Source organism: Pseudomonas mandelii (assembly GCF_002251635.1).
GTDB classification, from domain to species: domain Bacteria; phylum Pseudomonadota; class Gammaproteobacteria; order Pseudomonadales; family Pseudomonadaceae; genus Aquipseudomonas; species Aquipseudomonas mandelii_B.
Genome location: NZ_NMOJ01000202.1, coordinates 1 through 13,565 on the forward strand (window position 1 = coordinate 1; position 13,565 = coordinate 13,565).

Genomic DNA, 13,565 nt, shown 5'->3' on the forward strand with positions numbered 1-13,565 from the left:
TAGATCGGCCAGCCGTGATCGAGCATCACCAGCATCAGCGTGGCGTAATCGGGGATGCGGTGTTCGTGTGCCTGCTCCATCATCGGGCTGCTGAGCAGGTAGTCGGCGCTGCATTCGTTGCACGCCACCGGAATGTTCCAGACCGCCGCGACCCGCAGCAACGCCTTGATGTCCGGGTCATGGGGTTGCGGTTCGAACGGGTCCCAGAAAAACACCAGCATGTCGACCCGCTGCTCGGCAATGCGCGCACCGAGTTGCTGGTCGCCGCCCAAGGGGCCGCTGATCATGCTTTCCACCGGCAGGCCCAGGCGTTGTTGCAACAACAGCCCGGTGGTGCCGGTGGCGACCAGTTCATGTTGCGCAAGCTTGTCCTTCACTCGCTGGGCGATGAAGACGTGATTGAAGCGAGATTGACTCACGGGAGGACCTGATCCATTTCGAGCGAATGATAATGCTTATCATCCGCTCGAGTGGTCAAGTGCTGATTTGCAGGCGAAGAGTTATTCGGCGTTGCACAGCGCCAGGCAGTTATCCAGCATACGGTTGGAGAAGCCCCATTCGTTGTCGTACCAGGCCAGCACTTTCAACAGTTTGCCGCTGACCTTGGTGTGATTGGCATCGAAGATCGACGACAGCGGGTTATGGTTGAAGTCACTGGAAACCAGCGGCAGGGTGTTGTAACCGAGGATTTTCGAGTGCTGGCTGGCTTCTTTGAGCAGGGCGTTCNCTTGCTCGGCCGNNGCTTCGCGCTTGAGCTGCACGGTCAGGTCCACCAGGGACACGTTGATCACCGGTACACGCACCGCCATCCCGGTCAGTTTGCCCGCCAGTTCCGGCAGCACCAGGCCTACCGCTTCAGCGGCGCCGGTTTTGCTCGGGATCATGTTCTGGGTCGCCGAGCGCGCACGGTACGGGTCGGTGTGGTAGACGTCGGTCAGGTTCTGGTCGTTGGTGTAGGCGTGAATGGTGGTCATCAGGCCGCTTTCAATGCCCAGTTCGCGGTGCAGCACCTGGGCGACCGGCGCCAGGCAGTTGGTGGTGCACGACGCGTTGGAGATGATCTGGTGCGATTGACGCAAAATGTCATGGTTCACACCGTAAACCACGGTGGCATCGGCGCCTTTGGCCGGGGCCGAGATGATCACCTTGCGTGCGCCAGCAGTAATATGGGCGGCAGCCTTGTCACGGTCGGTAAACAGACCGGTGCACTCGAACACCACGTCGATCTTGTGCGCAGCCCACGGCAGGTCGGCCGGGTTGCGAATGGCACTGACGGCAATCCGGTCACCATTGACGGTCAGGCTTTCCTGATCGTGGGCGACCTCTGCTTCGAAAGTGCCATGTACGGTGTCGTATTTGAGCAGATGGGCGTTGATCGAACTGTCGCCCAAATCGTTGATGGCGACGATCTGCAAATCCTGGCGATAGCCTTGGGTATACAGTGCGCGCAGGACATTACGGCCGATACGGCCAAAACCATTGATTGCGATACGAAGAGTCATTGGAAAGTGCCTGTCGTCGATTTGTTGTAAGAATTACAAGATTATTCGCATAAAAATAGAAAACAAGCCTTTTTAGTGGCAATATTTTGTTCAATCTACAACGAGTGACCTGAATCAACTGGTCCGACCGATCAAGAAAACCGTCTGTCATCCCATCGACACCGGCTCTTGCTCAGCATAGACAATCAGGTCGCCANATCCGTTAGCCTGGAGTTCTACACATGCATCCCCGCGTTATTGAGGTCACCGAACGGCTTATCGCCCGCAGTCGTGCAACCCGCGAGGCTTACCTTGCGCTCATTCGCGGCGCCGCCAGCGACGGCCCGATGCGCGGTAAGCTGCAATGCGCCAACTTTGCCCACGGCGTCGCCGGCTGCGGCACTGAAGATAAAAATAGTCTGCGCATGATGAATGCCGCCAACGTGGCAATTGTTTCTTCATATAACGACATGCTCTCGGCGCACCAGCCTTACGAACACTTCCCTGAACACATCAAGAAAGCCCTGCGCGAAGTCGGCTCGGTCGGCCAGTTTGCCGGTGGCACGCCTGCCATGTGCGATGGCGTGACCCAAGGTGAGCCCGGCATGGAGCTGAGCCTGCTCAGCCGTGAAGTCATCGCGATGTCCACGGCGGTAGCGTTGTCCCACAACATGTTCGATGCGGCGCTGATGCTGGGCATCTGCGACAAGATCGTGCCGGGCCTGATGATGGGCGCGTTGCGCTACGGTCATCTGCCGATGATCTTCGTACCGGGCGGCCCCATGCCGTCGGGCATTTCCAACAAGCAGAAAGCCGATGTGCGCCAGCGCTATGCCGAAGGCAAGGCCACCCGCGAAGAGCTGCTCGAATCGGAGATGAAGTCCTACCACAGCCCCGGCACCTGCACCTTCTACGGCACCGCCAACACCAACCAGTTGCTGATGGAAGTCATGGGCCTGCACTTGCCGGGCGCCTCGTTCGTCAACCCGTACACNCCGTTGCGCGATGCCCTGACCCGCGAAGCGGCGCATCAGGTCACGCGCCTGACCAAGCAGAACGGTGATTTCATGCCGATCGGCGAAATCGTCGACGAGCGATCCATCGTCAACTCCATCGTGGCGCTCAATGCCACCGGCGGTTCCACCAACCACACCCTGCACATGCCGGCGATCGCCATGTCGGCAGGCATCATCCTCACCTGGCAGGACATGGCCGACCTCTCCGAGGTGGTACCGACCCTGTCCCACGTGTATCCAAACGGCAAGGCTGACATCAACCACTTCCAGGCAGCGGGCGGCATGTCGTTCCTGATCCGCGAACTGCTTGAAGCCGGGCTGTTGCACGAAAACGTCAACACGGTGCTGGGCCACGGCTTGAGCCGTTACACCATGGAGCCGTTCCTCGAAAATGGCGAGCTGATCTGGCGCGACGGCCCGATCGAAAGCCTCGACGAAACCATCCTGCGCCCCGTGGCCCGCGCGTTTTCGCCGGAAGGCGGCCTGCGCGTGATGGAAGGCAACCTTGGTCGCGGCGTGATGAAAGTCTCCGCCGTGGCGCCGGAGCACCAGATCGTCGAAGCCCCGGCGGTGGTGTTCCAGGATCAGCAGGATTTGGCCGACGCGTTCAAGGCCGGCCAACTGGAAAAAGACTTTGTCGCGGTAATGCGCTTCCAGGGCCCGCGCTCCAACGGCATGCCGGAACTGCACAAAATGACGCCGTTCCTCGGCGTGNTGCAGGACCGCGGTTTCAAGGTCGCGCTGGTGACCGACGGGCGCATGTCCGGTGCGTCGGGGAAAATTCCGGCGGCGATTCATGTCAGTCCCGAAGCTTATGTCGGCGGCGCTCTTGCGCGAGTGCAAGAGGGCGATATCATTCGCGTCGATGGCGTGAAGGGCACCCTGGAGCTTAAGGTGGACGCCGAAGAATTTGCAGCGCGCACGCCTGCCACGGGCCTGTTGGGCAATAACGTGGGGGCCGGTCGCGAACTGTTTGGTTTCATGCGCATGGCTTTCAGCTCCGCAGAGCAGGGCGCCAGCGCCTTTACTTCTGCCCTGGAGACGCTTAATTGAAACTGGCTTTGGTCGGTGACATCGGAGGGACCAACGCACGTTTCGCGTTGTGGAAAAACCAGCAACTGGAAGCAATCCAGGTGCTGGCGACGGCCGACCACGCCAGCCCGGAGGAGGCAATTGCCCTCTATCTGAGCGGGCTTGGCCTGGCGTTGGGCTCGATCGGCTCGGTGTGCCTGTCGGTGGCCGGCCCGGTGAGCGGTGACGAATTCAAGTTCACTAACAATCATTGGCGGCTCAGTCGCAAAGCTTTTTGCAAGACGCTGCAGGTCGATCAATTGTTGTTGGTCAATGATTTCTCGGCGATGGCGCTGGGCATGACCCGTTTGCAGCCGGACGAATTCCGTGTGGTCTGCGAAGGCACGCCGGAGCCGTTGCGCCCTGCCGTGGTGATCGGTCCGGGCACGGGCCTGGGCGTTGGCACGTTGCTGGACCTGGGCGAAGGCCGTTTTGCCGCATTGCCAGGGGAGGGGGGGCACGTCGATCTGCCCTTGAGCAGCCTACGTGAAACTCAGTTGTGGCAGCACATCTTCAATGAGATCGGGCATGTCAGCGCTGAAACCGCGTTGAGCGGCAGCGGTTTGCCTCGGGTCTACCGGGCGATTTGTGCGGTGGACGGTCATGAGCCGGTGCTCGATACCCCGGAGTCGATTACCGCTGCCGGTCTGGCGGGTGACCCGATTGCGCTGGAAGTGCTGGAGCAGTTCTGCTGCTGGCTCGGCCGTGTCGCCGGTAACAACGTGTTGACCACCGGTGGACGCGGTGGCGTGTACATCGTGGGCGGGGTGATACCGCGGTTTGCCGATTTCTTCGTCGANAGCGGTTTCGCCCGCTGCTTCGCCGACAAAGGCTGCATGAGCGATTACTTCAACGGTATTCCGGTGTGGCTGGTGACTGCGCCGTATTCCGGNCTGATGGGCGCGGGTGTGGCGCTCGATCAGGCCTGAAACCGAGTCGCCTCATCGCCGGCAAGCCCGCTCCCACAAGGTTATGCGCACATTTTTAGAATGTAGGTAATCCTGTGGGAGCGTGGCTTGCCCGCGATGAGGCCAGAACAGGCAACAAATTTCCAAGGTTCATCAGGCATAATCCGCCCAATTCAAACAACAAGGACGCCGCCCCGTGAGCTCAGTCAGGTCGATTTTGTTGGTCGATGACGATCAAGAGATACGCGAGTTGCTGGACACCTACCTGACCCGCGCCGGTTTCCAGGTCCGTACCACGCCCGATGGTGCAGGCTTTCGCCAAGCGATGAACGAAGCGCCGAGCGATCTGGTGATCCTCGATGTGATGTTGCCGGACGAAGACGGTTTCAGCCTCTGCCGCTGGATTCGCCAGCACCCGCGCCAGGCGCAGGTGCCGATCATCATGCTCACCGCCAGTTCCGACGAAGCCGACCGTGTGATCGGCCTGGAGCTGGGCGCCGACGACTACATCGGCAAACCCTTCAGCCCTCGTGAGCTGCAAGCGCGGATCAAGGCCCTGTTGCGCCGCGCGCAGTTCGGTCAGGAGCGTTCCGGCGGCGAAGTGCTGGCGTTCGACGACTGGCGGCTGGACATGGTCAGTCACCGGCTGTTCCACATCGACGGTGAAGAGGTGATTCTCTCCGGCGCCGACTTTGCCCTGCTTAAATTGTTTCTCGACCACCCTCAACAAATTCTCGACCGCGACACCATCGGCAACGCCACCCGTGGCCGCGACCTGATGCCGCTGGACCGTATCGTCGACATGGCCGTCAGCCGCCTTCGCCAACGCCTGCGCGATACCGAAAAACCTCCAAGGCTGATCCGCACTGTGCGAGGCAGCGGCTACCAACTGGCTGCCAACGTGGTTGCCAGCAATGGCATCTGAGTGGCTGCGCAAGCTCGCCGCCCGCTTGCCGATGCCGCGATCTTTGCTCGGGCGCATGTTGTTGCTGACCCTGTTGGCGGTGCTGTTCGCGCAGACCTTGTCNAGCGTGATCTGGGTCTCGCAACTGCGCGCCACGCAGCTCGAAGGCCTGGTCACCAGCGCCCGCAGCCTGGCGCATTCGATGACGGCCAGCGTCAGTTACTTTCGTTCGCTGCCGGTGGCGTTTCGTCCCTTGGTGCTCGACCAATTGCGCAGCATGGGCGGCACCCGGTTCGTGGTGACCCTCAACGACAAGCCCCTGGGCATGGAAGTGCTGCCGATCACCCCGCGCAAGGAAGCCGTGCTCAAGGCGGTGGACCAGGTGTTGCGCGAGTCCCTCGGCCAAGACACGGATATCTCGGTGACCTTCGTCAGCCCCGAAGATCTGCGGATCTTCAACAGCGGGCTGAAGCTCGATGAACTGCCGCGCTCCTGGGCGCATTACGCGCTGACGCTCGAACCGGTCAACCCGCCCGTGTTGGTCACTCAGATCCAGCTTGCGCCGGGCGAGTGGTTGTACATTGCCTCGCTGTTGCCCGAACCCTACACCAGCCTTGAAGAACAGGGCCTGCCAGCGCAGCAGGTCTGGTTCATCGTCCTCACCAGTGGCTTTTTGCTGTTGTTCATCGGCCTGTTGGTGCACTGGCAGAGTCGTCCGCTCAAGCGTCTGGCGCGGGCGGCGCGCGACATGTCCCTGGGCGCGGATGTGGAGCCGGTGGCCGAAGGCGGCGGCAGTGAAGTGGTGGAAGTGGGCCGTGCATTCAATGCCATGCGTGAACGCATCAGCCGTTACCTGACCGAGCGCAGCCAGTTGTTCAGCGCGATTTCCCATGACCTGCGCACGCCGATTACCCGGTTAAGGCTGCGGGTCGAGTTGCTGGAAGACGAACAGCTGCAAGCCAAGTTCGGCCGCGATCTGGATGAGCTGGAGTTGCTGGTCAAGGGCGCGCTGCAATGCGTGAAAGACACCGATATCCATGAAAACATCGAACCGGTCGACCTCAATCACGTGCTCGATTGCCTGGTAGAACCGTACCTGGCGCCCAACGGTAATGGCCGCATCACCCAGCAAGGCCGCGCCCTGGCACCCTACCCGGGCAAGCCGCTGGCGCTTAAACGCTGCATCGGCAACCTGATCGATAACGCGTTGAAGTACGGGCAGAACGCCCACTTGCATATCGAGGACGATGGCGCGGAATTCATCCTGCACGTTGATGACGAGGGGCCAGGCGTGCCGGAGCAGCGGCTGGAGCAAGTGTTTGAACCGCATTTCCGCCTGGCCGGGCAGCAGCAAGGTTATGGCTTGGGGTTGGGGATTGCCCGCAACATTGCCCATAGCCATGGCGGCGAGGTCAGCCTGCAAAACCTGCGTGAAGGCGGGTTGCGGGTGACGTTGCAGTTGCCTCGTAGCGTTGATTAGTCAGACCGCGTCGCCTTCATCGCGGGCAAGCCACGCTCCCACAGGATTACCTACATTCTGAAATGTGCGCATAACCTGTGGGAGCGGGCTTGCCCGCGATAGCGTCAGCCTAATCAACACGTTCCTAAAGATAAATGTCACAGCCTGGTGACATAACTCGCCCCCTTCGTTACAAGCCCGCCCCCGCCCGTTGTTTAGACTGCCCCCAGTCAAAACAACAAAAAAGGCACCCCATGGACACCTTCCAACCTGCATTCAGCAGTTGGCTCAACGCACCTGCCCATCAGCAATGGCTCGCGGCCGAAGGCCTGCGCCTGTTGGCATTTGCCAAGGCTTCAAAGCTTGCCGAAGGCTTCGGCAATCTCGATGAAAAGGGCAGTCTCCCGGCCAACGCCCACGCCGAAACCATGAACACCGCCCGCATGACCCACAGCTTCGCCATGGCGCATATTCAGGGTTTGCCNGGGTTNGCCGAGCTGGTCGATCACGGCATCCAGGCGCTCAGCGGCCCGTTGCGTGATGCCGAGCACGGCGGCTGGTTTGCCGCTGCCCATCATCACGATGACAACACCGGCAAGGCCGCTTACCTGCATGCTTTCGTTGCGCTGGCCGCCAGTTCTGCCGTGGTTGCGCAACGCCCCGGCGCACAAGCGTTGCTCGACGATGCGATCAACATCATCGACACACATTTCTGGAGCGAGGAGGAGGGCGCGATGCGCGAATCCTTTGCTCGCGACTGGAGCGGTGAAGAGGCTTATCGCGGCGCCAACAGCAACATGCACGCCACCGAAGCTTTCCTGGCCCTGGCTGATGTGACCTGCGACACGCGCTGGCTGGTCCGCGCTCAGCGCATCGTCGAGCGGGTCATTCATGGTCACGCCGCGGCCAACGACTATCTGGTAGTCGAGCATTTCGATCGCGACTGGCAGCCGCTGCGCGAGTACAACCACGACAACCCGGCCGACGGTTTCCGCCCTTACGGCACCACGCCGGGCCACGGTTTCGAATGGGCGCGGCTGTTGCTGCACCTCGAAGCGGCACGCGTGCAAGCCGGCATGCTCACGCCGGGCTGGCTGGCCACCGACGCGCAAAAACTGTTCGACCACAACTGCCGTCACGGTTGGGATGTCGACGGTGCGCCGGGGATTGTCTACACCCTCGACTGGGACAATCGCGCGGTGGTTCGCCATCGCTTGCACTGGACCCATTGCGAAGCCAGCGCTGCCGCCAGCGCGCTGCTTAAACGCACTGGGGATACGCAATACGAAACCTGGTACCGGCTGTTCTGGGAATTCTGTGACAGTCATTTCATCGACCGCTGCGATGGCAGTTGGCACCATGAACTCGACCCGCAAAACCGTCCGAGCGCCGATATCTGGGCCGGTAAACCCGATCTGTATCACGCCTGGCAAGCCGTCCTGATCCCGCGCCTACCGCTGGCGCCGAGCATGGCCACGGCCTTGGGGCAGTTGTCCCAGAGCGCTCCTGTGTAACCATGTGGTGACATTCAAGCGTCCCTTCGTTACCTGCGAGGGGATAACTCCTGTTTAAAATCCTATGCAGCGCAAGCACCAGACTTGCATGCATAACAACAAGAAAGGTAATTCTAGATGAACGCGATTTCTCGCCTCGCTACTGTCATTTCTCTTGCCTCATTGCTTCCAATCTCTGCATTCCCTCTCAGTGCACTTGCCGCCGATTCCAAAGGTTCGGTAGAAGTCGTTCACTGGTGGACCTCCGGTGGCGAAAAAGCGGCCGTCGATGTCCTCAAGGCCCAAGTCGAAAAAGACGGTTTCACCTGGAAGGACGGCGCAGTCGCCGGTGGTGGCGGCGCCACTGCCATGACTGTGCTGAAAAGCCGCGCAGTGGCCGGCAACCCGCCAGGCGTTGCCCAGATCAAAGGCCCGGACATCCAGGAATGGGCGTCCACCGGCTTGCTCGACACCGACGTGCTCAAAGACGTCGCCAAAGAAGAAAAGTGGGACTCCCTGCTCGACAAGAAAGTCTCCGATACCGTGAAGTACGAAGGTAACTACGTTGCCGTACCGGTCAACATCCACCGCGTGAACTGGCTGTGGATCAACCCGGAAGTCTTCAAGAAAGCCGGTATCACCAAGAACCCGACCACCCTCGAAGAATTCTACGCAGCGGGCGACAAGCTCAAGGCCGCGGGCTTTATTCCGCTTGCCCACGGTGGCCAGCCTTGGCAGGACAGCACCGTATTTGAAGCCATCGTTCTGTCGGTGATGGGTGCCGATGGCTACAAGAAAGCCCTGGTCGACCTGGATAATGACGCGCTGACCGGCCCGCAAATGGTCAAGGCCCTGACCGAGCTGAAGAAAGTCGCGACCTATATGGACGTCGACGGCAAAGGCCAGGACTGGAACCTCGAAGCCGGCAAGGTCATCAATGGCAAGGCCGGTATGCAGATCATGGGTGACTGGGCCAAGTCCGAATGGACCGCGGCCAAGAAAGTCGCCGGCAAAGACTACGAGTGCGTAGCCTTCCCGGGCACCGACAAAGCCTTCACCTACAACATCGACTCCCTGGCGGTGTTCAAGGTCAAAGACAAGGGCACTCAGGCNGGCCAGCAGGACATCGCCAAAGTCGTGTTGGGTGAAAACTTCCAGAAAGTCTTCAGCATCAACAAAGGCTCGATCCCGGTTCGAAACGACATGCTCCATGAAATGGACAAGCTCGGCTTCGACTCCTGCGCCCAGACCGCGGCCAAGGACTTCCTTGCCGACGCCCAGACTGGCGGCCTGCAGCCAAGCATGGCGCACAACATGGCCACCACGCTGGCGGTACAAGGTGCGTTCTTTGATGTCGTGACCAACTACATCAACGACCCGAAAGCCGATCCTGCGACTGCCGCCAAACAACTGGGCACCGCGGTCAAAGCTGCCAAGTAACCGTTAGCCGCGCAGCCCCCCCTGTGGGAGCGGGCTTGTNAGCNANNAGATGTATCAACTGACACGACGCCTTCGCGAGCAAGCCCGCTCCCACACAAGGGAACGCGCTTGTAATCCTTTTTCTTCGTACGGGATCTTCCCATGAGTTCTGTTGCTGTGTTCAGCAAGGCCTCGCCGTTCGATGCACTGCAGCGCTGGCTCCCTAAACTGGTGCTGGCGCCCAGCATGTTCATCGTTCTGGTGGGCTTCTACGGCTACATCCTGTGGACGTTCATCCTGTCGTTCACCACCTCNACGTTCCTGCCNACTTACAAATGGGCGGGCCTTGCGCAATACGCGCGGTTGTTCGACAACGACCGCTGGTGGGTAGCGAGCAAGAACCTGGCTGTTTTTGGCGGCATGTTTATCGGCATCACCCTGGTGATTGGCGTGACGCTGGCGATGTTTCTCGACCAGAAAATCCGTCGCGAAGGCTTTATCCGCACCATTTACCTGTACCCGATGGCGCTCTCGATGATCGTGACCGGTACGGCCTGGAAATGGCTGCTCAACCCGGGCATGGGCCTGGACAAACTCCTGCGTGACTGGGGCTGGGAAGGCTTCCGCCTGGACTGGCTGATCGACCCCGATCGCGTCGTCTACTGCCTGGTGATTGCTGCTGTATGGCAAGCCTCCGGGTTCATCATGGCGATGTTTCTCGCCGGCCTGCGCGGCGTTGATCAGTCGATCATCCGTGCCGCCCAGATCGACGGCGCCAGCCTGCCGCGCATCTACTGGANAGTGGTGTTGCCGAGCCTGCGCCCGGTGTTCTTCAGCGCGGTCATGATCCTGGCCCACATCGCGATCAAGAGTTTCGACCTGGTGGCGGCAATGACTGCCGGTGGCCCGGGTTATTCCTCCGACCTGCCTGCCATGTTCATGTACTCGTTCACCTTCAGTCGTGGCCAGATGGGCATGGGCTCGGCCAGTGCAATCCTGATGCTCGGCGCGATCCTCGCGATCATCGTGCCTTACCTGTACTCCGAGCTGAGGACCAAGCGTAATGACTAGTCTCGCCTCCAAACCATCCATCAGCCTGAGTCGTATCGCCATCTACGGCGTGCTGATCCTGGCGGTATTCCTTTACCTGATACCGCTGGTGGTCATGCTGTTGACCAGCTTCAAGACACCGGAAGACATCAGCACCGGCAACCTGCTGAGCTGGCCGACCGTGGTCACCGGCATTGGCTGGGTCAAGGCCTGGGCCACGGTAGACGGCTACTTCTGGAACTCGATCAAGATCACCGTTCCGGCCGTACTGATCTCCACCGCCATCGGTGCGTTGAACGGCTACGTGTTGTCGTTCTGGCGCTTCAAAGGCTCGCAGCTGTTCTTCGGCCTGCTGCTGTTCGGCTGCTTCCTGCCGTTCCAGACCGTGCTGCTGCCAGCGTCGTTCACCCTCGGCAAGATGGGCCTGGCCAGCACCACCACGGGCCTGGTGTTTGTGCACGTGGTCTACGGGCTGGCATTTACCACACTGTTCTTCCGTAACTACTACGTCAGCATTCCAGATGCGCTGATCAAGGCGGCACGACTGGACGGTGCAGGTTTCTTCACCATCTTCCGGCTGATCATTCTGCCGATGTCGACGCCGATCATCATGGTCTGCCTGATCTGGCAGTTCACCCAGATCTGGAACGACTTCCTGTTCGGTGTGGTGTTCTCCAGCGGCGACTCGCAGCCCATCACGGTGGCGCTGAACAACCTGGTCAACACCAGCACCGGTGCCAAGGAATATAACGTGGATATGGCGGCGGCGATGATCGCCGGGCTGCCGACCCTGCTGGTCTATGTGATCGCAGGCAAGTATTTCGTGCGCGGCCTTACGGCCGGCGCGGTCAAGGGGTAATCATGGCTACGCTTGAACTTCGCAATGTAAACAAGACCTATGGCGCCGGCCTGCCCGACACCTTGAAGAACATCGAACTGTCGATCAAGGAAGGCGAATTCCTGATTCTGGTCGGCCCTTCGGGGTGTGGTAAATCCACACTGATGAACTGCATCGCCGGTCTGGAAACCATTACCGGCGGCGCCATCATGATCGGTGATCAGGATGTGAGCGGCATGAGCCCCAAGGACCGTGACATCGCCATGGTGTTCCAGTCCTACGCGCTGTACCCGACCATGAGCGTGCGCGAGAACATCGAGTTCGGCCTCAAAATCCGCAAGATGCCTCAGGCGGACATCGACGCCGAAGTGGCGCGCGTGGCCAAGTTGCTGCAGATCGAACACTTGCTTAATCGCAAGCCAGGCCAGCTGTCCGGTGGCCAGCAACAGCGTGTGGCAATGGGCCGTGCCCTGGCGCGTCGGCCGAAGATCTACCTGTTCGACGAACCGCTGTCCAACCTCGACGCCAAGCTGCGGGTCGAGATGCGTACCGAAATGAAACTGATGCACCAGCGCCTCAAAACCACCACCGTCTACGTCACGCACGACCAGATCGAAGCGATGACCCTGGGCGACAAAGTGGCGGTGATGAAGGACGGCATCATCCAGCAATTCGGTACGCCGAAAGAGATCTATAACGACCCGGCCAACCTNTTCGTGGCGAGCTTCATCGGCTCGCCGCCGATGAACTTCATCCCCCTGCGTTTGCAGCGCAAGGATGGCAAATTGGTGGCGCTGCTCGACAGTGGCCAGGCCCGTTGCGAATTGCCGATGGGCATGCAGGACGCCGGTCTGGAAGACCGAGAAGTGATCCTCGGCCTGCGCCCCGAGCAGATCGTTCTGGCGGGCAGCGAGCCGAACGGTTTGCCGACCATTCGCGCCGAAGTCCAGGTCACCGAGCCGACCGGTCCCGACACCCTGGTGTTCGTCAATCTCAACGACACCAAAGTCTGCTGCCGCCTGGCGCCGGACGTCGCGCCGAACGTGGGCGAGACCCTGACCCTGCAATTCGATCCATCGAAAGTGCTGTTGTTCGATGCCAAGACCGGTGAACGCCTGGGGGTGGCCGGTCAACCAAAAGCCGAGAGCCACAGCGCCAACGTCGCCCAATTCAAAGGCCGCTAGAGATCAAATGTAGGAGCCGGCTTGCTGGCGATNNNGGTGTCTGACACAGCATCGCCAGCAAGCCGGCTCCTACAGGGGGGATATGCGGTGAGCGGCCTGTCGCTCTCCGCACCTGATGTAACCGCGTTAAATAAAAACAGTTAATAACAATAAAACGAGGATGTAGGGATGAAGAAGAACAACAACGCTCAGCTTATCTGCCAGTTGTCCGCGGTTGCGGCCATGATGCTGGCCGGTAGTGTGCACGCGGCTGACGCGTTCAGCGCCGATTCCGAATGGATGACCGGCGATTGGGGTGGCGAGCGGACCAAGCTGATTGAGCAAGGTATCGACATCAAGATNGACTACGTCGGNGAAGTTGGCGCCAACCTGAGCGGTGGCTACAACAACGATAAGACTGCCCGTTACGCTGACCAGTTTGGTCTGGGCGTAGCACTGGACCTGCAAAAACTGTGGGGCTGGGATAACACCCAGGCCAAGATCCAGTTGACCAACCGTAACGGCCAGAACATCTCCAATGACCGTATTGGCGATCCGCGTGCCGGCACCTTGAGTTCCTCCCAGGAAGTCTACGGCCGTGGCCACATGGTCCGTCTGACCCAACTGTGGATCAAGCACCAGTTCCTCGACGGCAAACTGGACGTCAAGGCCGGTTACTTCGGTGAAGGCGAAGACTTCAACACCTTCCCATGCGACTTCCAGAACCTGTCGTTCTGTGGCTCGCAGGTGGGTAACTATGTAA

The 13,565-nt window shown here is 60.1% G+C and carries 11 protein-coding genes and 1 pseudogene; 10 read left to right on the forward strand and 2 right to left on the reverse strand.

The genetic code is table 11. The features are described 5' to 3' along the window. Positions 1 to 386: pseudogene (locus tag B7L09_RS24625) on the reverse strand (methylglyoxal synthase); the annotation flags it as partial. A 114-nt stretch (positions 387 to 500) separates the two neighbouring features. Further along, positions 501 to 1,502, reverse strand: coding sequence for a type I glyceraldehyde-3-phosphate dehydrogenase (gene gap / locus B7L09_RS24630; RefSeq protein ID WP_094471022.1), 1,002 nt, complete (start codon positions 1,500 to 1,502; stop codon positions 501 to 503). Between the two features lie 221 nt (positions 1,503 to 1,723). On the opposite strand from gap, the gene edd reads away from it, so the two are divergent. The 10 genes from edd to B7L09_RS24680 all read left to right on the forward strand — a co-directional run. Further along, entirely contained in the window at positions 1,724 to 3,550 is a 1,827-nt protein-coding gene (edd, locus tag B7L09_RS24635) for a phosphogluconate dehydratase (protein WP_094471023.1), read from the forward strand. Next, positions 3,547 to 4,497: a glucokinase gene (locus B7L09_RS24640; protein ID WP_094471024.1), complete on the forward strand. Its 951-nt coding sequence runs from the start codon at positions 3,547 to 3,549 to the stop codon at positions 4,495 to 4,497. Before edd ends, B7L09_RS24640 begins: the two co-directional genes overlap by 4 nt. 175 nt (positions 4,498 to 4,672) lie before the next feature. Beyond that, positions 4,673 to 5,401 carry a response regulator gene (locus B7L09_RS24645; protein ID WP_094471025.1) on the forward strand — a complete coding sequence of 243 codons (729 nt, stop codon included), beginning with the start codon at positions 4,673 to 4,675 and terminating at the stop codon, positions 5,399 to 5,401. Beyond that, positions 5,391 to 6,860 (forward strand): ATP-binding protein, encoded by a 1,470-nt coding sequence (locus B7L09_RS24650; protein ID WP_094471026.1) that lies wholly within the window; start codon positions 5,391 to 5,393, stop codon positions 6,858 to 6,860. Before B7L09_RS24645 ends, B7L09_RS24650 begins: the two co-directional genes overlap by 11 nt. Before the next feature lie 233 nt (positions 6,861 to 7,093). Continuing rightward, positions 7,094 to 8,353, forward strand: a complete 1,260-nt coding sequence (locus tag B7L09_RS24655; RefSeq protein WP_094471027.1) for a D-mannose isomerase — start codon at positions 7,094 to 7,096, stop codon at positions 8,351 to 8,353. Positions 8,354 to 8,470: 117 nt separating this feature from the next. Continuing rightward, the gene (locus B7L09_RS24660; protein WP_094471028.1) at positions 8,471 to 9,772 is read left to right on the forward strand and encodes an ABC transporter substrate-binding protein; all 1,302 of its coding nucleotides are present in this window, start codon (positions 8,471 to 8,473) and stop codon (positions 9,770 to 9,772) included. A gap of 141 nt (positions 9,773 to 9,913) precedes the next feature. Continuing rightward, positions 9,914 to 10,822: a carbohydrate ABC transporter permease gene (locus tag B7L09_RS24665; protein ID WP_094471029.1), complete on the forward strand. Its 909-nt coding sequence runs from the start codon at positions 9,914 to 9,916 to the stop codon at positions 10,820 to 10,822. Beyond that, positions 10,815 to 11,660: a carbohydrate ABC transporter permease gene (locus tag B7L09_RS24670; protein WP_094471030.1), complete on the forward strand. Its 846-nt coding sequence runs from the start codon at positions 10,815 to 10,817 to the stop codon at positions 11,658 to 11,660. The genes B7L09_RS24665 and B7L09_RS24670 overlap by 8 nt, the downstream gene beginning before the upstream one ends. Positions 11,661 to 11,662: 2 nt before the next feature. Continuing rightward, positions 11,663 to 12,823 (forward strand): ABC transporter ATP-binding protein, encoded by a 1,161-nt coding sequence (locus tag B7L09_RS24675; RefSeq protein ID WP_094471031.1) that lies wholly within the window; start codon positions 11,663 to 11,665, stop codon positions 12,821 to 12,823. A gap of 168 nt (positions 12,824 to 12,991) precedes the next feature. Then, positions 12,992 to 13,565 (forward strand): carbohydrate porin (locus B7L09_RS24680; protein WP_176457765.1); only part of this gene is annotated, 574 nt, incomplete at its 3' end.

Coding starts and splice junctions, on each gene's coding strand:
- B7L09_RS24670 (WP_094471030.1), top strand. CDS start 10,815: ATGACTAGTCTCGCCTCCAAACCATCCATCAGCCTGAGTCGTATCGCC.